The sequence below is a fragment of the Nonomuraea helvata genome, from assembly GCF_039535785.1.
In the GTDB taxonomy this organism is placed as follows: Bacteria; Actinomycetota; Actinomycetes; order Streptosporangiales; family Streptosporangiaceae; genus Nonomuraea; species Nonomuraea helvata.
Map to the genome: position 1 here is coordinate 2,891,379 of NZ_BAAAXV010000001.1, position 20,293 is coordinate 2,911,671.

Annotated in this window: 13 protein-coding genes; 5 read left to right on the forward strand and 8 right to left on the reverse strand. The window is 69.7% G+C overall.

The window, feature by feature from the left end:
* Window positions 1-22 precede the first annotated feature (22 nt).
* Both ABD830_RS13440 and ABD830_RS13445 read left to right on the forward strand, forming a co-directional pair.
* On the forward strand, window positions 23-1,309 hold the full coding sequence (locus ABD830_RS13440) for a DivIVA domain-containing protein (protein ID WP_344987065.1): 1,287 nt from the start codon (window positions 23-25) through the stop codon (window positions 1,307-1,309).
* A gap of 119 nt (window positions 1,310-1,428) precedes the next feature.
* On the forward strand, window positions 1,429-2,559 hold the full coding sequence (locus tag ABD830_RS13445; RefSeq protein ID WP_344987066.1) for an AI-2E family transporter: 1,131 nt from the start codon (window positions 1,429-1,431) through the stop codon (window positions 2,557-2,559).
* 112 nt (window positions 2,560-2,671) lie between these two features.
* Here the strand turns inward: ABD830_RS13445 and ABD830_RS13450 are convergent, their stop codons facing one another.
* The 7 genes from ABD830_RS13450 to ABD830_RS13480 form a co-directional block, all read right to left on the reverse strand.
* Complete coding sequence (locus ABD830_RS13450; protein ID WP_344987067.1) at window positions 2,672-3,457, reverse strand: alpha/beta fold hydrolase; 786 nt, start codon at window positions 3,455-3,457, stop codon at window positions 2,672-2,674.
* 111 nt (window positions 3,458-3,568) lie between these two features.
* Entirely contained in the window at window positions 3,569-4,327 is a 759-nt protein-coding gene (locus ABD830_RS13455; protein WP_344987068.1) for an SDR family NAD(P)-dependent oxidoreductase, read from the reverse strand.
* A 107-nt stretch (window positions 4,328-4,434) separates the two neighbouring features.
* Entirely contained in the window at window positions 4,435-10,734 is a 6,300-nt protein-coding gene (locus ABD830_RS13460; RefSeq protein ID WP_344987069.1) for an RHS repeat-associated core domain-containing protein, read from the reverse strand.
* A 64-nt stretch (window positions 10,735-10,798) separates the two neighbouring features.
* Complete coding sequence (locus ABD830_RS13465; protein ID WP_344987070.1) at window positions 10,799-14,053, reverse strand: LamG-like jellyroll fold domain-containing protein; 3,255 nt, start codon at window positions 14,051-14,053, stop codon at window positions 10,799-10,801.
* Window positions 14,054-14,281: 228 nt separating this feature from the next.
* Window positions 14,282-14,989: an alpha/beta hydrolase gene (locus tag ABD830_RS13470; protein ID WP_344987071.1), complete on the reverse strand. Its 708-nt coding sequence runs from the start codon at window positions 14,987-14,989 to the stop codon at window positions 14,282-14,284.
* Between the two features lie 100 nt (window positions 14,990-15,089).
* Window positions 15,090-15,380, reverse strand: a complete 291-nt coding sequence (locus tag ABD830_RS13475) for an ATP/GTP-binding protein (RefSeq protein WP_344987072.1) — start codon at window positions 15,378-15,380, stop codon at window positions 15,090-15,092.
* Window positions 15,377-16,849 carry a 3-hydroxyacyl-CoA dehydrogenase family protein gene (locus tag ABD830_RS13480; protein ID WP_344987073.1) on the reverse strand — a complete coding sequence of 491 codons (1,473 nt, stop codon included), beginning with the start codon at window positions 16,847-16,849 and terminating at the stop codon, window positions 15,377-15,379. Before ABD830_RS13480 ends, ABD830_RS13475 begins: the two co-directional genes overlap by 4 nt.
* A 36-nt stretch (window positions 16,850-16,885) precedes the next feature.
* Between ABD830_RS13480 and nucS the strand changes: the two genes are divergently transcribed.
* The 3 genes from nucS (at window position 16,886) to ABD830_RS13495 (ending at window position 19,863) form a co-directional block, all read left to right on the forward strand.
* Window positions 16,886-17,548 (forward strand): endonuclease NucS, encoded by a 663-nt coding sequence (nucS, locus tag ABD830_RS13485; protein ID WP_344987074.1) that lies wholly within the window; start codon window positions 16,886-16,888, stop codon window positions 17,546-17,548.
* Between the two features lie 155 nt (window positions 17,549-17,703).
* A complete protein-coding gene (locus ABD830_RS13490; protein ID WP_344987075.1) occupies window positions 17,704-19,176 on the forward strand; it encodes an aldehyde dehydrogenase family protein in 1,473 nt (490 codons plus the stop codon).
* A 63-nt stretch (window positions 19,177-19,239) separates the two neighbouring features.
* Window positions 19,240-19,863 carry a TetR/AcrR family transcriptional regulator gene (locus ABD830_RS13495; protein ID WP_344987076.1) on the forward strand — a complete coding sequence of 208 codons (624 nt, stop codon included), beginning with the start codon at window positions 19,240-19,242 and terminating at the stop codon, window positions 19,861-19,863.
* Between the two features lie 100 nt (window positions 19,864-19,963).
* Here the strand turns inward: ABD830_RS13495 and ABD830_RS13500 are convergent, their stop codons facing one another.
* Window positions 19,964-20,281: an STAS domain-containing protein gene (locus ABD830_RS13500; protein ID WP_344987077.1), complete on the reverse strand. Its 318-nt coding sequence runs from the start codon at window positions 20,279-20,281 to the stop codon at window positions 19,964-19,966.
* Between the last annotated feature and the right edge of the window lie 12 nt (window positions 20,282-20,293).

The following is a 20,293-nucleotide window of genomic DNA, read 5'->3' on the forward strand; positions in this document are numbered from 1 at the left end:
GACAACCCAGGATCGAGCCTCCATGCAGTCCGACATCGACGCCCAGCTCAACAACTTCTTCGAGGACGCCCCAGCACGCGAGTTCGACGTGGTGCTCCGTGGTTACGACCGGCATCAGGTCCACGACCATCTGAAGCAGCTTGACGGCGAGCTACGGCAGGCCCGCGAGCAGGTCACGAGCCTGCAGCGCGATCTGTCCGACTCCCAGCGCCAGCTGCAGGAGCAGGAGCGCCCGACCTACTCCGGCCTCGGCGCCCGCATCGAGCAGCTGCTCCGCCTGGCCGAGGAGCAGGCCACCGAGCTCGTGCAGGCCGCCAGGTCCGAGGCCAACGAGATCAAGGCCGCCGCCAAGGTCGAGGCCGCCGACCTGCGCGCCGCCGCCGAGGCGGAGGCCGCGGACAAGCGTGCCCAGGCCACCCGCGAGAGCGACGAGATGCGCACCGCGGCCGAGCGGGACGCCGATGAGATCCGCTCCACCGCGCGCCGCGAGGCCGACGAGCTGACCAACACCACCGAGCGCGAGGTCGCCAAGCTGCGGGCCACGGCCGACCACGAGGTGGCGGAGAAGCGGGCCGACGCCGAGCGCGAGATCGCCAAGCTCCGCACCACCACCGAGCGCGAGGTCGCCCAGCTGCGGGCCTCGACCAAGCGCGAGCGCGACGAGGTGCTCACCACCGCCAAGCGGCAGGCCGACGAGATGCGCGCGCAGGCCCAGCGGGTGCTGGAGGAGTCCGAGGCCAAGCGGGCGCAGGACGAGGCCGAGTTCGAGATCCAGCTCGCCTCCCGCCGCGAGGAGGCCGAGCGCCAGGAGGCCGAGCGCCACGCCACGGCGCAGGCCGCCACGCAGAAGCTGGTCGCCGAGGCCGAGCAGCGGGCCGCCACCGCCGAGTCGCGGGCCACCAAGGCCACCCAGCAGGCCGAGCAGACCCGCCGCGAGGCCGACCTGCACGCCAAGCAGCTCGTCGCGAACGCCCGCAAGAGCGCGGAGACCATCGTCACCGAGGCCAAGTCGAGCGCCGAGACGATCGTCACCGAGGCCAAGACCGAGGCCGAGCGCACCCGCACGGCGATGCAGCGCCAGGTCGACGAGCTCACCCGCCAGCGCGACAGCATCACCAGCCACCTGGCCCAGCTGCGCCAGCTGCTCGGTGGCGCCGCCCTGCCGGGCATGGAGCCGGAGCCCGCGGTCACGGCCGCCCCGCCGAAGCCCGCGCTCGCCGCGCCCTCCGTCGTCGAGGCCCCGGTCGCGTCGCCCGCCCCCAAGGTGGAGACCAAGTCCGAGGACGACGCCGAATGGTGGCAGGAGTAGCGGCCCGGTCGACCACAGGGCTGCACACGGGGGCTGAATAGCAGGCAGGAGAGAGCCTGGCGACCTGATGGTCGCTAGGCTCTCTCTTTGCCATCAGCTTGCCTTCCCTGGGAGTCACCTTGTCCGCGGATACCGAGCCCACTGCCGCCGCGACGCGTCCGAAGACCGCGGAGAACCGGGCTCAGGAGAGCGACGACGCCGCGCAACCGTACGGACTGCCCGGGAAGCCGCTCGCCCGGGGCCCCTTCCTGTTCGGGCTGGTCGGCGGGCTCGGGGTGCTGACGGCGATCGCGATCGCCCAGATGGTCGTCCAGTCCCTGAGCACGATCATCCTGGTCGTGGTGGCGATGTTCCTCGCCGTCGGCCTGAACCCCGCCGTCGAGGCCCTCCAGAGGCGCGGCCTGGCCAGGCGGGGCGCGATCTCGATCGTGTTCGCCGGGGTCATCGTGGCGTTCGCGCTGTTCGGCCTGGCCGTGGTGCCGCCGGTGAGCCAGCAGCTGTCGGAGTTCGTGGCGGCGGTGCCCGGCTACGTCGCCGAGCTCGGCAAGAATCCCACGTTGCACCAGCTCGACGCGGACTACCAGATCCTGGCGCAGCTCAAGACGTTCGTGACGACCACGCTGGGGCCCTCGCTCGCCACCGGGATCATGGGCGCGGGGCTCGTGGTGCTGAACGGCGTGTACACCACGGTGACGCTGCTGGTGCTCATGCTCTACTTCCTCGGCTCACTGAACACGATCAAGGGCTACCTGCTCAAGCTCGTACCGGCCTCCCGCAGGGAGCGGACGCGGGCGATCAGCGAGCAGATCCTCACCGGCATCGGCGGGTACGTCGCCGGCAACGTGCTGATCTCGGTCATCGCGGGCGTCCTGGCCTGGGTCTTCCTGTCCGTCGCAGGCGTCCAGTACGCACTCGCGCTCGCCCTGGTCGTGGCGTTGACGGACCTGATCCCGCTGGTGGGCGCCACGCTCGGCGCGGTGCTCGTCACCGGCGTCGCGTTCCTGCAGTCGGTGCCCGCCGGCATCGCCTGTGCGATCTTCTTCCTGGTCTACCAGCAGGTCGAGAACTACTTCATCTACCCGAGGGTGATGAAGCGCTCGGTGGACGTGACGCCGGCCGTGACCGTGATCGCCGCGCTGTTCGGCGGCGCACTGCTGGGCATCGTCGGCGCGCTGCTGGCCATCCCGGTGGCCGCGGCGATCTCGCTGATCATCCGGGAGATCGTGGTGCCGCGCCAGGAGCGCGCCTGACGCCCCTCGATGCAAGGGGCGTCATCGTGCACCAGCCGTGCCCGAAGAAGCCGCCCCGCTCCGGCTGAGGCGCGCACGAACGCGCCCGCCGAGAAGAGGACCGGGCAGGTGGTCAGGAGCGGGAGCCGCCGAGGTCGGTGTCGATGAACTCGGCCACCGCCGCGTTGAACGCCTCGGGCTGCTCGACGGCGCTCAGATGGCCGGCCTTCGGGATGATCTCCAGCCGCCCGTCGGGCACGGCCCGCACCATCGCCTCGGCCTCGGCGGGCGGCGCCAGCTCGTCCTCCTCCCCCACGACAGCGAGCAGCGGCACCTTCAGCGTGCCCAGCGTGTCGAAGGAGTCGGGCCGGGCGGCCATGGCCCGCTGCGCCCAGGCGACGGCGCCCGGCGGCGCGGACTGCACCAGCCCCTTGACCCGCCCGAACACCATGGCCCGCCGCTCCTTGGTCGTCGGCCCGATGAGCCCGGGAAGCACCTCGCTGACCAGCACCTCGCTGCCGTCGGCGAGCACGGCCTGGGCGATGCGTTCCCTGTTGTCCCTCGCCGCGGGCGGGTCGGCGCCGGCCTTGGTGTCGGCCAGGATCACGCCGAGCACCCGGTCGGCGTGGCGGCGGCAGAACGCCATGGTCACGTAGCCGCCCATGGACAGCCCGCCGACCACCGCCCTGTCGATGCCCTCGTCGTCGAGCAGCCTGGCGACGTCGTCGGCCATCAGGTCGACGGACGGTTCGTCGTCGCCCAGCCGTGAACCGCCGAAGCCGCGCAAGTCCGGTGTGATGACCCGGCATGCCTTGGCCAGCCCTTCCCGCTGGGCCAGCCACATGGCCGACGACAGCGGGAACGCGTGAAGCAGCACAACCGGGAGCCCGGTCCCGGACGATCTCGTGTAGAGCTGCACGGACCACACGGTAACCCGGTTCACGGCGGCAAGCACTCAATGTCGCATGCCGATATCACCCATAACTATCACCCATAACGCTGACCGCTTCCGTAAAACAGCCATAACGACCTATATGGCCGTTGCGCCGCCGTCCACGAACAGCACCTGACCCGTCATGTACGCCGAAGCCGAGCTGGCCAGGAACACCGCCGGCTGAGCCATCTCCTCCACCGTCCCCCAGCGCCGCATGGGCACACTGGCGACCGTGGCGGCCCCGGCGCTCTCGTCCTCCCAGAGGTTGCGGTTGAGGTCGGTGGCCGTCCACCCGGGGCACAGGGCGTTGACCCGCACCCCCGACTGGGCCCACTCCACGGCCAGCGTCTTCGTCAACGCCACCAGCCCGGCCTTGGCGGCGGCGTAGGGCGCCAGGAAGGGCGCGCCGAGCGCCGCCACGGAGGCCACGTTGATGACCGTGCCCTCGCCCCGCGCCAGCAGGTGGGGGGCGACCGTGTGGCAGACGACCATGGCCGAGTCGAGGTTGAGACGCATGAGCTTGTCCCACCCCGACAGCCGCAGGTCCTTGAACTCGACGAGGAAGTTGGAGCCGCCCGCGTTGTTGACCACGATGTCGAGGTGCCCGAGCCCGTCGATCGCCACGGCCACGGCCGCGGTGGCGGCGTCGCGGTCGGTGAGGTCGGCCGGGATGACGACCGCGCGCCTGCCCCGCGCCTCGACCTCCTTGCCCACTTCGGCCAGGGCCTCGGCCGACCGGGACACGAGAGCCACGTCGGCCCCCGCCTCGGCGTACGCGAGCGCGATGGCCCGCCCGATCCCCTTCGACGCCCCGGTGACCAGAGCCTGCTTCCCGCTGAGATCGAACGCGCCCACATTGCCTCCTCAAGTCATGACCGAACAAGATTCTAGGGACATGGCACCCAAGAACGCCACCGGCGCGGAACCGTGAGGGTCCCGCGCCGGTGTCCGATCAGTAGGGGCTAACCTCCCAGCCCCCAGATGATGATGTCGAGCGCGTCGGCGATTCCGCTCTTGTCCAGATACTGGTTGACCTTGAAGCCGGTTTCGGCGATCGTGCCCGTCCTCGTGTTCTCGGGCTCGATCTTCTCCGGTCTGAAGATCTGCCGCTCACCCTGGCCGGAACCACCGGGTCGGGCCGCAGGCGGCGGTCCGTCCGGATACATCCGGCCGTCGCGGTAGACGGTGTAGGACTGGGTTGGCTGGGTCGAGCCGTCGTTGCGGTAGATCTGACTCGGCCGTGGCTGCATCGGCTGCCGACTGTCTCTGGGGGGCGCCTGCCGCTGCTGCGCCCTGTGGCTGGTCGGCCGCTGCGCCGGACGCTGCCGTGCCCGCTGGATCCCGCTGGGGAGCCGGCCGGCCCGCCTGTTGCGCGTCCTGGCCGCCGCCGCGGCCCGGCGCTTCGCCGCCGCCTCAGCGGCCTTCCTCTTCGCCTCTCTTCTCGCCGCTGCCGCGGCCCGCCGCTGCGCCCGTGCCGTCGCCGCCTTCCTGGCCCTCTCGGCCGCCCTCTTCTTGGCCTGTTCCTGGAGCTTCTTCCTGGCCGCGGCCGCGGCCTTCTTCCGGGCCGCTTCCAAGGCCCGCTTCTTGGCCTCAGCCGCGGCTCTCCTCCTGGCCTCCGCCAGCGCCCGGCGCCGCGCCGCCGCGATGGCGGCCCGCCTGGCCGCCGCACGCGCCGCCGCGATGGCGGCCCGCCTGGCGGCGGCCATCGCGAGCCTCCTGGCGATGATCTGCGCCGAGACCCTGACCACGACGATGGCGACGAACCAGAACAGCTGGCCGTCGGGGTCGCTCATGGTGACGGGGCTGTTGTTGGCGTAGGCATAGGCGTTGAGCTGCTGCGGGTTCTGCTCCTCCATGACGGGGTCGACCGACAGGAAGCGCCCGTTCTTGGGGTCGTACTCGCGGGCGCCGAGGTGGACCAGCCCGGTGGTGGCGTCCTGCGTGCCTCCCACGAATCCGCGCTGCCCCGGCCAGAACGCCGGTGGCGATCCCCGGTTCTCGCCGAACGGCGTCGTCCTCCGTACGGCCAGCTCCCCGGTCCCGGCGTTCACCGCCGCCTGCGCGGTGCCCTGGTGGTCGTTGAGCAAGAAGTAGACCTGGTTGTCCGGCGTGCGCACCGCGATGGGCTCGCCACCGATGGTGTAGTAGCGGGTCTGCTCGACGGCGTCCTTGGCGAAGTCGAAGCGCAGCTCCATGTCGTCGATGTAGAGCGTGGCGTCGGTCGGCGTCTTGCGGATCAGCCGGTCGCCCTCCGCGTTGTACACGAAGGACGTCGTCTTGCCCGCCTCCGTCACCGACTCCAGGTTGCCCTCGGCGTCCCAGACCAGGGCCTGGTCGGAGTTGCCGACCTTGCGCCTGGTGGTGTTGCCCGCGGCGTCGTACTCGAAGAGGTCCGACCCGACGGTCTGGAGTGCGTGCGGCTGCTTGGCTCCCGCGGCCGGGTAGGTGGAGGTACGCGTGGTCTCACCCGCGCCACCCCAAGCGTGCTTGATCTCCTTGGTCCGGTTGCCGGTGGCGTCGTACTCGTAGCTGACCGCGTACGGGGCCACGCCGCCGATCTTGTCCGACTGCGGGGTGCCGGCGGCGCAGTCGTCGGTGGCCGTCCAGGCCGAGGTCATGCGGCGCAGGTGGTCGTACTTGAAGCACTGCGTGTCCTGGCCGCTCGCGCCCTTGTCGGCGATCTTGGTGATGTTGCCGACCGCGTCGTAGGTGTAGTTGAGGTCCAGGTCGGTCGCCGCGGCGCCCTCCCTGTCCACCCGCATCCTGGACATCCTGCGGGTGGCCTCGTCATGGGTGTAGGTGAGCCAGGTCTTCTTGCCTCCGGTGCTCAGCTCCGTCTGCAGGGTCTCGCCCAGCTTGGAGTAGCGGGTCGCGGTCACGTACGTGGACAGGCCACTGACCTTGGTCGGCTGGCTGAGCTCGTCGTAGGTGTAGACAACCTGCTCGTCCGCCAGACCGCCCGCGGCCGGGAAGCTGACCGACTGGACCTGGTCGTCGATGGTGTAGCGGGTGTTGAGCTGGTAGGAACCGGCCAGCTTGCCCTCCCGCTCGGGGATGGTGACGGTCTCGCGCAGCGTGCGGTAGTCGGAGTCGATGGCGTTGATCTCGGCCTTGTACGCCTGCCCGCCCACATAGCGGATGCTGGCGTTCATGTGGCCCTTGGCCAGCGCGTCGTACTGCCACTCGGCGAGCAGCGTGCCTGTCTGGGAGCCCTCGCGCAGTTCCTTCTTGCGGCCCAGCACGTCGTAGACGTAGTACAACGTCTTGCCGCGCGAGTCAGTGGTGCTGACCAGCTCGTCGGCGTCGTTGTACGTCATCGTGGTGGCGCCCTTGTCGGGGTCCTCCATCTTGATCTCGCGGCCGCGCATGTCGTAATGGTGGCGCCACACGTTGCCCGCCGCGTCGGTCACCGTGGACAGCCGTCCGGCGTGATCGTAGGTGTACTTGGTGGACTCGTACTCGCCCGTCGGGGTGGTGCCCTTGTACTGGCGCAACTCGATGAGCCGGTCCTCGGCGTCGCCGATGCGGGTCGAGGCGGTGCCTCCGGGCGGCGGCGTCACGTGGATCCGGTCGCCCTGCTGCGTGGTGCTGACCCGGTACTTCTCCTGGCCCTTCGCCTTGAGGATCTGCGCGTTGACGTCCCCGGTGCCGTCGAAGGTCACCACGACCTGGTTGGGCACGTCCGTGTCGGCCACGCCGAGCAGGTCGGTGGAGGGCGCCCCGGTGGCGAAGTAGCCGGTGTTGGACTTGGCCGCCTCGCCGAGCGAGTTGTAGATGGTGTCGGTGATCGTGCGCCCGTCACGCAGCGCAGGGTCCTGCGTCTGCTCGTCGCGGGGCGCGGGCTCCTGGGTCTGGCGCTTGCGCATCAGGCCGTCGTACAGCTCGTGACTGGCGCTGTAGGTGCCGTCCGCGTTCAGCGTCTTCGTGGTGACGAAGCTGGGACCGTCAGTGCGCATCAGGTAGGCGTACTCGGTGCTGGGCGACTGATTGGCCGCCTTGCTGCGGTCGGGCTGCCAGACCTTGACCAGGCGGCCGAGCGCGTCGTACTCCATGTCGATGCGGCGGTTGTTCGCGTCGATCTCGGCGGACGGCTCCCCCCAGGCCGGTTCGAGCAGGGTGCGCTCGACGTGGCCCAGCTGGTTGGTCTCCGTGATCTCGGTCGGGGGCGCGCCCGCCGACGGGGTGTAGGTGGTGGTGGACTTGGTGCCGACCGCGTCGGTCTCGCTGGTCTCGCGACCGTAGGCGTCGTAGGTGTGGGTGCTCTCCACGATCGTCGCGCCGTCCCCAGAGACGGTGTTCTCGACCGTGGTCACGTCGCCCTTGCTCGGTGCCTGGCCGTACGCCTTGTTGTCGTACTGGACCTTCTGGTCGGAGATGATGTCACCGGCGGCCAGCGTGGACACTGTGGTGCCACAGCTGGCGGCGACCTTCTGGATCCGGCTCGTATAGTCGAGCATCCAGCTGGTGTCGTTGCGGGCGTAGGTGTAGCGGGTGCACTGGTCGTCGTCGGTCGTGGCCAGGTCGCCCTTCTCCTCCACCTGGGTGAGCAGGCCCTTGGTGTCGTACGAGCGCTCCTCGCCGGTACGCCGCCACTTGCCTCCTTCCAGCGCGGTACGGGCGACCATGGACTTGGGCTCGACCACGTACGCGGCCTTGGTGATGCCGTCCTGCGTGGACTCGGCGGTCTTGACGGACCAGGGCTCCTCGAGCGTGGCGCTCAGGATGGCCCCGCCGTCGCCGTCGTAGACGATCTCCTCGCGCTCGAAGCCCGCCAGCTGGTCGAGATCGGCGAGCTTGACGCCCTCGGAGTCCGTGACCTGCGCGCTGCGCTTGGAGCCGTCGGCCTGCTTGTCACCGTCCATGCCCCGGAAGTACCGGAACTCCGTCAGCGTGCGCTTGGTGTCCTGCCCGTCGCCCTGGCGCACCCGCACCCGGCCATAGCCCCGGTAGTCGGACCACGAGCGGTGCTCGGGCTTGACGAGGGCGTTCTCGGCGTAGTGCCAGGCGGTCCCGTCGAGGTACTCGTAGTCGGTGACGACATTGGAGGCACCGCCGACGCGGTCCACCTCGGTCGTCTGGGTGACCACGTACTTGTGGAACCAGTCGTTGACCTCGGCCTCGTTCGGCGGTGACCAGCGCTGCGGGAAGCAGCGCCTGGTGTTCTTGTCGGCGGCGGGCACGTCGCCGGGCTTGCAGTCGGCGGCGGAGTAGTTGACGCGCAGCTCACCACCGGACTCGTTGTTCACGGCCTGCACGCGCCACTTCACGAGCGGGGCGCGGCCCTCGTTGGCGTCCACCCGGTTGGGGAGCTGGACGCCGGTGAACGTGACCTTGGGCAGCGTGATCGTGCCGCCCACGTGACCGCTCTGCTGGACCGACGCCAGCCACAGCGCCGGGCTCATGCCGTCGCCCGAGGCGGGGAACTGGTGCGTCAGGGTCCAGGAGTCCACCGCGCAGTACTGCGCGCCCGAGCATTTGGCGGGGTCGGTGTTGAGGATCTGGGTGGTGACCTTGGTCAGGCGCTTGCGGGTGAAGAACGTCGGCGCCAGGCGGTCGGTGCACTTCACACCGGAGTCACAGATCTGGTCGAACGGGACGTCCGGCCAGCTGCTGGCGGTCTCCTTCTTGAGCTGGTCGGCGGCGCAGGTGATGGTGCCGCTGGGCAGGCAGCGCTCGGCCACGTCGAAGACGACGCGGGCGGCGGGAGCCTTGGTGAACAGCTCGTTCTGCAGGTAGCCGTAGTCGATGCGGGTGAGGTAGCCCGCGCGGTCGTACACGGTGCCCTGTTCGGGCTTCATGTTACGGCCGTAATAGTTCTTCTCCTGCGCGTACCAGTACGTGGTGGCGTTGCCGTGGGTGTCCACCGCGTAGTCGAGGTTCCACCGGTACGCCTGCTGGCACCATGCGTTGGCCGGGGTGCTGTTGTAGCAGGGCTCCCCGCTGTTGTTGCCGAACACCGGCACCGTCTGCACCGACTTCGTCTCCGGCTTGCCGGTGGCCCAGCCGGGCAGCCGGTTCAGGCCGAAGGTGTACTGGGTGCCGTCGGCACCGGTGACCCTCCAGTACTCGCCGTTGTTGTCGCCGTTGGTGGCCCCGGTGAGGTACTCGATCCGGGTGCCGTCGTCGCGCTTGGGCCGCCACTGCTTGCTTGTGGCGTCCTTGATCAGCTCGACGGCCGAGTTGCCGAGCGACAGGGTGACGTTCTCCCCGTCCCAGCAAAGATCGCCGGTCTTCTTGCCGTCGACCATGCAGGACTTGTAGCGGCGCTCGACGTAGCCGCTGGGGTTCAGCTCGAAACCCTCACCGACCCACGACGTCTGGTTGTTGGTGGAGGCGGTGCGGCCGTCCACGCTCTGGGAGGAGTAGTCGATCGACAGCTCCGGCTCGTCGCCGCCCAGCGCGGGAGGGGTACGCAGGTCGTAGTCCCAGTTGAAGTCGCCGGACTGGGCGCCGACGCTCCAGCTCGCCGACGGCGCGAGCGAGGTGGCGGAGTGGTCACCGGCCTGGCCGGAGGCGGCGGCCGTGACCGCGTACAGGCCGGCTGGCTCGAACTCGGCGGTGATCGTGCCGGCCTTCGGGTCGTTCTCGCTCTTGACCGGCTGGGGCGCTGCGCAGCCGTCGGCCCCGGTCAGTGCGCATTCCTCCAGCTTGACCACGCGGAGCCGGGCGCCGTAGTCGCCGCCGTAGGCGTACTGGAAGCCGGAATAGTCGATCTGCAGGCGGGTCTTCTTGCCGGACGCTGCCTTGAGGCTCGCTCCCTGGCCGGGCGATACGCGCATCGCGAGGCCGAGCAGCTTGGAGTCAAGGAGTTCGACGCGTACCGGGTCGGAGGTCTCGGCCTTGGCGGCGGCAGCGCCCTTCTGCGGGGCCAGCTTCACGGGGAAGCCGGTCGCCGCCAGGGTGCCGGTGCCGCCCAGCTCCGCCGCCTGGGGTTTGGGCCAGGTGACGCCTGGTGGTGCCTTCCACGCCTGTTTCTCGACGGGATCGGCCAGCGTGGGCAGGACCGGGACTTTCGTGCCCTTGACCGGCTTCTCGTTCTGCACCGAGGGAGCCGGCCGGGACGCGGCCTGCGCGGGCATGACGTACGTGAGAGGGACGACGACGGCGATGGAGAGCACGGCCGCGAGCCTGCGGGGCCAGGGCGACTCGGGCTTCGGCTCCAGGAATCGGTTCCAGTAAGGGTCGGGATTGTCGGGTTCGTCGGGTTGTTGAGCTCGGTTCCAGCGGGATTCGGGCAGGTCTAACTCACTCGGCAGATCCATGAACCTCTCCCAGTCGAGGGTGCTATCGGGGCTTACTGGGTGGCTAAGGGTGCGGAATCGGGAGTTACTGTGCGGCCAGTTGGGCGATCTGCTCGGCGCTGAGCGCGCCGTCATACGTGCGGACGTCGTCCACGGCTCCTGGCCAGTAGCCGGTGAAGGCGCCCGCGGTCTTGGTCCGGCCCAGCTGCAGCGCGCTGGTGGCGTTCCACGCGCTGACGTGGTCGGTGACGGTGGTGGCGGAAAGCTGGCCGTTGACGTAGATGCGCAGCTCACCGGCGAGCGCGTCGTAGACGCCGGCGATGTGGGTCCACTCCAGCGGGTTGGGGATGGCGTCGGAGCGGGTGCGTACGAGGGCGGCGGTGTCGGTGTCGGCGGCCCGCATGCCGAGGGTCCACCGGCCCTGCTCCTTGTCGAAGCCGAGCTGGAACCCGGCCGTCCTGCTGCCCGGCTGGGCCACGGCCGCGGTGTCGGCGGTCGGCAGGTAGTCGAGCTGCGTCCAGGCGGCGACGGTGAAGCTCGACTTGGTGTTGACGGCGGCGGCGGTGGTCTGGGCGTAGCCGTTGACGCCGTCGAGCGCGAGCGCGCCGTCCAGCCAGCCGGAGGTCCACGACGCGCCCCCGCCCAGCGTCGCGGCCGTGGACCGGCCCGAGGACTCGGCGGCCGACGTGCCCGTCTCCTCGTCCAGCTTCCAGTGGCCGACCAGCGTGGCGGCGCTGTTGACCAGGTCGGCGACCTCGTCGGCGAACATGGCCCGGCCGTAGACGCGGACCTCGTCCACGTCGCCCGGCCAGTACTCCGCCGCGGCGCCGTTGACCTTGCCCCTGCCGATGGTGAGCGGCCCGGTGGCGTTCCACGGCTGGGTGAAGGCGACCGTGGACTCCAGCTTGCCGTTGACGTAGAGCGAGATCTGGCCCGCCGCGGAGTCGTACACGCCGGTCAGATGGGTCCACTCGTTGAGCCTCGGGGCGGCCGCGGAGAGTGCCTTGACGGTCGCGGCGCCGTCGGCGTCAGCGCCGGCGCGGGTCAGCGCCCAGCGGTCGTCGGACTTGGAGTACTGGAGCGCGAAGCCGCCTGTCCTCGTGCCCTCCTGGGTGACGACGGTGGCGGTGGCGGCGTTGCCGGTCAGGCGGGCCCAGGCGGTGACGGTGAAGTTGCGGCTGGTGTCGGCCGCCGGGCCGGAAGCCTGCGCGTACGTGTTGGCCAGGCGCAGCCCCATGCCCGTCTTGCCGGTCGTCCACGTGGCCCCGTAGAGGGTGGCGGGGTGGGCGTTCGCGGCGTCGGCGGCCACGGTGCCCTCGCCCTCGTCCAGCGCCCAGTGTCCGCTCGGGGCCTTGCCCCCGTTGACGTTGAAGACGTACGTGCGGATCGGGCCGAGCTGACCCGCGCGGTCCTTGCTGCGGACCGACAGGACGTTGGGGCCGTCGTGGCGCGGGGTGAGCGCGATCGTGGCCTTGCCGTCCGCGCCGGGGGCGACCTCCGTCTTGGGCGTGGTGTCGAGCCCGTAGACGTACGTGGCCACGTCGGTGACGCCGTTGGGGTCGAACGTGAACGTGCCCGCCAGGCCGACGCCGTCGCTCCAGGTCTCCTCGGGGAACTGGGGCGAGGTCACGATCGGTTCCCTGCCGGGAGCCGTGGCGTCCACCGTGGCCTCACACCAGGGGCTCCAGGCGCTGGTGGCCTTGCCGTCCTCAGCGCGTACGTGCCAGCGGATGAGCGCGCCGTCGGCGTACAGGCTGGTCGGGATCGTGGCGTAGTAGGCGGAGCCGGACGAGCCTGTCGAGGTGACGTACTCGCCGGTCTTCGTCCCGGCGGCGTTGTACCACTCGAAGCGGCCCTTGACCGAGTTGTCGGCGTCCTTCAGCTTGGCCCAGAGCTTCGGCGTGGCCGTGCTGATGATCGGGCGCCCCTCGCCGGAGACGCAGGCGCCGCCCGGATCGGACCACGTGTCCGCGGCCACCGGGTCGGTCGGGATCGAGTTGTACTCGATGACGGCGACCGGGTTGTTCTTGAACTTCTTCCAGGCGTACACGTCGGTCTCGCTGGTGGCGTAGAGCCCGATGGTCATGCTGGACCATTTCTTGGCGGCGGCGTCGGCGGCCCACGACGTGACGTCGAACTCCACACCGCCGGGCAGGCAGGACGCGCCCCAGCCCTTGGCCACGTTCACCGTGGAGAGCAACCTGGTCTTCGTCGGCGGGTTGCTCCAGGTGGTGCTCTTGCTGATCGCGCTGGTCCCCCAGGCCTCCACCTTGCGGGCGTCGCAGGAGTACGACCACGTCTCATACGTACGCAGCGTCGCCTTGATGATCTGCTTGCCGTGGATGGTGGCGCCGGTGGCCATCTGGAAGAACGAGCGGTTCGTCTGGGTAGAGCTGATCTTGCCGACGCGGGCGACGTCGCTGGAATTGAGGTAGTTGGAGTTGGGCCAGTTCTTCCAGATCGCCGTCCACGAGCCGCGCGAGGCCGAGAAGTACGGGTCCAGATAGACGGGGAACTTGGTCTTCGGATCCGCCAGCATCTTCCTGTCCGGCTTCAGCCGGAGCTGCCTGCCCGCCAGTTCCACGCCCATCGTGGCCTGCTTGGCCTCCGGAGAGCGGCCTTCCTTGAGCGCCTGCGGGCTCGTGATCCCTTCCGAGTCCCACATCTTCGGCGTGGGCGCGATGAAGATCGTCCCTCCGCCGTTGTCGAGGGCTTCCAGGTTGCCCGCCGCATCCGCCTTCAGCGACAGCTCCTTGGTGGCGAGCGGGTACGTCAGGTCGGTCAGCTTCGCCGCCGCCTCCCGCGACTTGACCACCAGCAGGTGTGCGAAGCCGTCCACGTCCGCGGTGACCTGGAGATCGACACCCGGCATGACCTCCGGGTAGGTGGCGGTGTCGCCGTTCAGTACGGGCTTGGGGAGGGTGCCCTTCCAGCCGAGTTCCAGGGTCTTGGCGCCGCGGGACAGGCGGGCGAGCGGGGCGGTGCCGCCGCCGGAGAACGTCATGCCGGCCGCCGCCGCGACCGGCTCCACCGCGCCGTCGGGGCGCAGGCGGAGCGTCGTGTCCACGGGGACCCAGCCGTCGGCCTTGCGCACGCGTACCGGGCGGGCGTACTGCTCCAGGGTGAACGTGCCGTCGGGCTTGGCCCAGACCTGGCGGGTCTCGTTGCGCAGCGACGCGACCTCGACCGGCTTGCCGTCGGCGCGGGCGAGCGCGAGCGCCGACTCCTCGGCCGGCTGGACGACGGCGGGCGCCGGATCCTCGGGCGGTTGGACCGCGGCGGGTGCCGACTCCCCGGGCGGTTGGACCGCGGCGGGCGCCGGATCCGGTATCGCCAACATCGTGAAAGCCAACGCCGCCGTAACCAACCCACGCACTGCCCGCATACGTCCTCGCCCAAGGTGAGCAGGGGTTACGCGCGAAACGGAACACCCGTCCGGCGTCTCCACGATCTTCGGTTGACGATCGGATTGTCACCTTGGGGGTGGGACAGGTCTAGGGTTTTGCTCATTCTGCTCAAAATTTCCTTCAGCATCACGATGCACTCGGAAATTTCCGCCAGAGCGCGCTCAGACCTCCGTCGGGAGCGGCCAGGCGGCCGGGTTGACCCGCCTGACGATCTCGTTCAGGGCGATGCGGACGTACGGTTCGCCCACCCACAGATGCTTGGCGCCGTCGACCCCGATGACCTCGGCCTGCGGCACCCTCGCGAACCGCTCGCGGGCCTCGTCGGGCCGGAGGTAGTCGTCGAACTCGGGCACCAGCGCCACCAGCGGCCGCCCGAACCGCGCCCAGGCGTCCAGGTCGTCATCGGTGGCCCTGTGCAGCGGCGGCGAGAGCAGGATGGCCCCCTCGACCAGCGGGTCGTGCGCCCACTTCAGCGTCAGCTCGGTGCCGAACGACCAGCCGACCACCCACACGCGTGGCAGGTCGTGGTACTCGGCGTACTCGAGCGCCGCCGAGACGTCGAACCGCTCCCCCTCGCCCCCGTCGAACGTGCCCTCCGAGGTGCCGCGCTCGGAGGAGGTGCCCCGGGTGTTGAAGCGCAGCACGGCCAGGTCGGCGAGGGCGGGCAGCCGGTTGGCGGCCTTCTTGTAGACGTGGCTGTCCATGAACCCGCCGTGCGTGGGCAGCGGGTGCAGGGTCACCAGCGTCGCCACAGGGGGACGGTCGAGTGGCAGGGCCAGCTCGCCCACCAGGGTCAGGCCGTCGCCCGTGTGCAGTTCGATCGGCTCGCGCCGGGCAGGCAGCACGGTCGCCGCGCGAATCTCCTCCATGGATGCCTTTCACTGCTAATGAGAAATCTGCGGACAAACTGCCGCTACGGTCTCTACCAGGCACGACGGTAGGGCGGCAGCCTACCGAGCAGGTTTCTTGTCAGTAACGGCTCCTGCCGGGGCCGCGGTCGAGTCTCTTACGCCAGCAGGCCGGGTGCCAGTGGCGCCGCTCCTCGTCGCCTCCCGGCCAGTTGGGCCAGGCGACGAGGTGCGGCTGGCCGCTGCGGATCTCCTGGTCGCAGCCCGGACACCGGTAGTTCTTGGTCGAGGACGCGCCGGTGAGCATACGTACCTTCCACTCGCCGTCGGGCCATTCCTCCACTTTGTCCAGCCCGGTGGGGAAACCGAAGGGACGGGAGGACTCCCTTCGGCGGGCGCGGCGGGGGCTCATCGGCGCGGGAACTCACTCACGTCGGCGGTGACGAGCTGGTCGAGCAGCGACGCGGGCGCGAAGGCGGGCTCGCGGTATTCGGTGTAGAGGGCTCTCAGCCCGTCTCTGACCCTGGCCAGGCCGAAGGACTCCAGCATCTCGAAGGGCCCGGCGGGATAGCCGCAGCCCAGCCGCATGGCCGCGTCGATGTCCTCGATCGAGGCGTACCCCGCGTCGTACATCCGGACGGCGTCGTTCAGGAAGGGGAAGAGCAGGGCGTCCACCACGAACCCCGCCCGGTCCTTGCACGGCACCGGCGTCAGGCCGACGATCTTCATCAGGTCCCTGGCGGCGGTCGCGGCGCGCTCCGAGGTGAGCGCCGTCGAGGCGAGCTCGGCCACCTGCTCGCCGACGAGGTGCACGCCGACCATCCTGGCGGGGTCGGGCAGGCGTACGGCGTGCTCGATCACCGGGCGGTCGGCGAGGCAGAGCACGACGTCGGGGTCCTCGGACGGCTTGAACCCGGCCGCCCGCAGCCGCTCCGCGAGCCCGTCCCCCTCGTCCTCGTACCCGACGACCTTGAACGTGCCGAGCCTGGACCTCGCCTGCTCCCTGTGCGGCGCTCCGCCGTCGTACGCACCGGATTCGCCGTAGAAGCCGCGACCCGACTTGCGGCCCAGCAGCCCCGCGGTGACCAGCTCGCGCAGCAGCGGCGAGGGCGCGTGCCGCCGGTCGCGCGTCTCGTCGAACAGCACCCCCATCACCTCGTACGCGGTGTCGAGCCCGATCAGGTCGAGCAGCCCGAACGGCCCCATGGGCAGGCCCACGCCCAGCCGCATCGCGGCGTCGATGTCGTCGCGCCCGGCCACGCCCAGCTCCATCAGCGCGGCGGCGTGGTTCAGATAGGGCAGGAGCAGCCGGTTGACCACGAACCCGGCCCTGTCGCCCACCGCCACGGCCGTCTTGCCGAGCCTGCCCGCCAGCGCCGTGACGTCCGCCACCACGCCGGGCTCGGTCACCACCGTCCCCACCACCTCGACCAGCTTCATCACCGGCGCGGGGTTGAAGAAGTGCATGCCGACCACCCGGCCGGGGCGGCCGGTGGCGGCGGCGATGGCGGTGACGGACAGCGAGGAGGTGTTGGTGGCGAGCACGGTCCCGGGCTCGCAGATCCGGTCGAGGTCCTTGAACAGCGAGATCTTGTAGTCGAGGATCTCGGGAATCGCCTCGACCACCAGATCGACGTCCCGCAGGTCCTCGCGCGAGGTGGTCAGCGTGATGCGGCCCAGGATCTCGTCCCGCTGCTCCGGCGCCAGCCTCCCCTTGTCGACGGCCTTCCCGGTGGAGCGCTCGAGATGCCCGCGGCCCCTGGCCAGCGCCTCGGCGTCGGCCTCGACCCCGATCACGCGCAGCCCGGCCCGCGCGAACACCTCCGCGATCCCGGCCCCCATCGTGCCGAGCCCGACAACTCCCACCCGTTCGAACGCCATGCGTCCAGTTTTCCAGAGCCGCTAAGGTGGGGCGTCATGCGGCTGGTCATCGCGCGATGCAGCGTGGATTACATCGGACGGCTCACGGCACACCTGCCGATGGCGCCCAGGCTTGTACTGATCAAGGCGGACGGGAGCGTGAGCATTCACGCCGACGACCGCGCCTTCAAGCCGCTCAACTGGATGAACCCGCCGTGCAAGCTCAAGGAGGACGGCGAGACCTGGACAGTCACCCACGGCAAGACCGGCGAGAAGCTGGTGCTGACGATGGCCGAGATCCTCCACGACTCCAGCCACGAACTCGGCGTCGACCCCGGGCTGATCAAGGACGGGGTGGAGGCCCACCTGCAGGAGCTGCTCGCCGAGCACATCACGACGCTGGGGGACGGCTATTCGCTGGTCCGGCGGGAGTACATGACGGCGATCGGGCCGGTCGACATCCTGTGCCGCGACGCGCTGGGGGCGACGGTGGCGGTGGAGATCAAGCGGCGGGGGGAGATCGACGGGGTCGAGCAGCTCACCCGCTACCTTGAGCTGCTCAATCGCGACCCGCTGCTGGCTCCCGTACGCGGCGTCTTCGCCGCCCAGGAGATCAAGCCCCAGGCGCGCGTCCTCGCCACGGACCGCGGCATCGACTGCGTCACCCTCGACTACGACGCTCTGCGCGGCATCGAACCCGAGAACCCGACCCTTTTCTGACCTGCTACGGCCGCGCCCGGCTCCGACCCCAGGGCGCGGCCGGACGCACCACAGCGCCGAGCACCCCCACGACAGTCACGCACCACGAACGGGCCAGGGTCAGCCGAGGGTGGCCGACCTAGTAAGCGATGGCTTACCGGATTATCGTGGGCTCCATGACGACGCTGACGTTCGACTCACTCAACCCGGCGACAGGCGAGATCGTCGGCAGTCATCCCAAGCACACCCCCGACGCCGTCCACGAAGTCGTCGGCCGGGCGGAGGAGGCGGCCAGGTGGTGGGCCGCCATCGGGCCGGACGAGCGCAAGAGACGGTTGCTGGACTACAAGGCGATCATCACCCAGAACCTCAAGGACCTCGCCCGGCTGGTCCATGAGGAGACCGGCAAACCGGTGGGCGACGCCACGCTCGAGATCGTGCTGGCCATCACCCACCTCGACTGGGCCGCGCGCAACGCGTACAAGGTCCTGCGCCGCCGCCGCGTCAGCACCGGCATGATCGGCCTCAACCTGGCCGCCACGCTCGAATACCTCCCTCTCGGCGTCGTCGGGGTGATCGGCCCGTGGAACTACCCGGCCTTCACCCCCATGGGCTCCATCGCCTACGCGCTGGCGGCCGGCAACGCCGTCGTGTTCAAGCCCAGCGAGTTCACCCCGGGCACCGGCGTACGGCTGGCCGAGCTGTTCGCCGTGGCGGTGCCGGAGCAGCCGGTGTTCCAGACCGTGACAGGGCTGGGCGAGACCGGGGCGGCGCTGGCCGGCGATCCGAGGGTCAAGAAGGTGGCGTTCACCGGCTCTACGGCCACCGCCAAGCGCGTGATGGCCGCCTGTGCCGAGAACCTCACGCCCATCGTGGCCGAGTGCGGCGGCAAGGACGCGTTCATCGTGGACGCCGACGCCGACCTCGCGAAGGCCGCCGACGCCTGCCTGTGGGGCGCGATGTCGAACGCGGGGCAGACCTGCGCGGGCGTCGAGCGCGTCTACGTCGTCGAAGAGGTCTATGAAAGTTTCATGCGCGAGCTGTCCGACCGGGTGACAAAGGTGAAGGCCGGCGAGAACTACGGCCCGATCACGATGCCGGGACAGGTGGACATCATCAAGCGGCACATCGACGATGCCGCCAAATCCGGAAAAGTCGTGGCCGGCGGCCCCGGCTCCGTACGCGCCCCGTACGTGGACCCCGTGATCGTCGAGGACGTGCCCGAGGACTCCCCCGCCGTGCGCGAGGAGACGTTCGGCCCGACCATCACCGTACGCCGCACCCGCGACGCCCAGGAGGCCCTCGAGCTGGCCAACGCCTCCGCGTACGGCCTGGGCGGGACCGTCTTCTCCCGGAACGCGCGCAGGGCCATGCAGCTCGCCCGCGCGATGCGTACCGGAATGACCGCCATCAACTCGGTCATCTCGTTCGCCGGCGTGCCGGCGCTGCCGTTCGGCGGAGTGGGCGACTCGGGGTTCGGGCGGATCCACGGGGCCGACGGTCTGCGCGAGTTCACCAGGCCCAAAGCCATCTCCCGGCAGCGCTTCGCGATGCCCGGGATGAACCTGACATCGTTCGCCCGGGGACCCGCGGAACTTGAGCGGCTGATCAGACTTGTCACGTTCTTGCACGGCCGACGTAAAAGATAATCTTCTTACCCTTTCCCAAAACGGATCATCCGTCCATAATTGTGTGCTCTGGGGGCCACGATCATGTTGGACGGGTGGAATGTGAACCGGTCTTACCGGGGAATGTCAGCTGAGCAAAGACTGGCAGACAGACGCGAGCGGCTCATGACGGCCGCGTACACGCTATACGCCAAGCCAGGGTTCACCGCGACGACCATCGAAAGGCTGTGCTCGGAGGCGAGGATCTCCAATCGCGCCTTCTACGAATGTTTCGGCGGACGCGAGGAGCTCCTTCAGGCGTTACACGAGCGCTGCGTGGACGAGAGCCTGGCGGTCGTGACCAAAGCCGTCCAGGAGGCCCCGAAGACGCTTGACGACAGAGTCAAGGCCGGGATCCAGGCCTACATCGAGTTCACCACGGCCGACTGGCGGCGGGCCCGCATCATGCACATCGAGGTGCGCCGGTCCGGAGATGTCCTGACACAGTCGCGTCAGCGCGCGGTGGACGCGTTCGCGCGCCTCGTCGAGGAGGCGTCGGCCGATTTCGTGGAGGCCACCGGCATGAATCGGCGATTGGTGGCGCTCGGCGTAGTTGGAGCGCTGCAAGAGCTGCTCATCGAATGGCTGCACGCGAACGAGCAACCGTCGATCGACGAACTCGCCGACGTCGCGGTGCACATCTTCACAAGGAGCCTCGGCAAGCCCTGACTATTCGGTAACCCCCATTTCCAGAGGGTCCGAAATCTACATTTTGGCTACATAGAAAGAGCGGGCAACGGCTGATCGTCGCCCGCTCCGATATGTCACATCAGGCCACCGCGGCAGCGGGAACCTCTACATGCAGAACCCGATTCAGCCGGGTCACCGCGAGTATCCGCATGATCCTCGGTGGCACCCCCCGAAGAACAAGGCGGCGTTGCACGCTCAGCGCGCGCCGATGCGAGCCCACCAGCACTCCGAGACCGGTCGCGTCGATCATCTCCAGCTTGGAGAGATCCAGGATCAGGTCACCCTCGCCGGAGTCGAGAGCCTCGTGCAGCCGCTCCCGCACCCCGGCAGAGGTGCCGGCGTCGAGCCTGGCACCGATCCGTACCACCTGGGCGCTCGGATTGCCACGGACTCGCATGCCACCTCCCCA

Coding starts and splice junctions, on each gene's coding strand:
- ABD830_RS13440 (WP_344987065.1), top strand. CDS start 23: ATGCAGTCCGACATCGACGCCCAGCTCAACAACTTCTTCGAGGACGCC.
- ABD830_RS13460 (WP_344987069.1), bottom strand. CDS start 10,734: ATGGATCTGCCGAGTGAGTTAGACCTGCCCGAATCCCGCTGGAACCGA.
- ABD830_RS13465 (WP_344987070.1), bottom strand. CDS start 14,053: ATGTTGGCGATACCGGATCCGGCGCCCGCCGCGGTCCAACCGCCCGGG.
- ABD830_RS13470 (WP_344987071.1), bottom strand. CDS start 14,989: ATGGAGGAGATTCGCGCGGCGACCGTGCTGCCTGCCCGGCGCGAGCCG.
- ABD830_RS13475 (WP_344987072.1), bottom strand. CDS start 15,380: ATGAGCCCCCGCCGCGCCCGCCGAAGGGAGTCCTCCCGTCCCTTCGGT.
- ABD830_RS13480 (WP_344987073.1), bottom strand. CDS start 16,849: ATGGCGTTCGAACGGGTGGGAGTTGTCGGGCTCGGCACGATGGGGGCC.
- nucS (WP_344987074.1), top strand. CDS start 16,886: ATGCGGCTGGTCATCGCGCGATGCAGCGTGGATTACATCGGACGGCTC.
- ABD830_RS13490 (WP_344987075.1), top strand. CDS start 17,704: ATGACGACGCTGACGTTCGACTCACTCAACCCGGCGACAGGCGAGATC.
- ABD830_RS13495 (WP_344987076.1), top strand. CDS start 19,240: ATGTTGGACGGGTGGAATGTGAACCGGTCTTACCGGGGAATGTCAGCT.
- ABD830_RS13500 (WP_344987077.1), bottom strand. CDS start 20,281: ATGCGAGTCCGTGGCAATCCGAGCGCCCAGGTGGTACGGATCGGTGCC.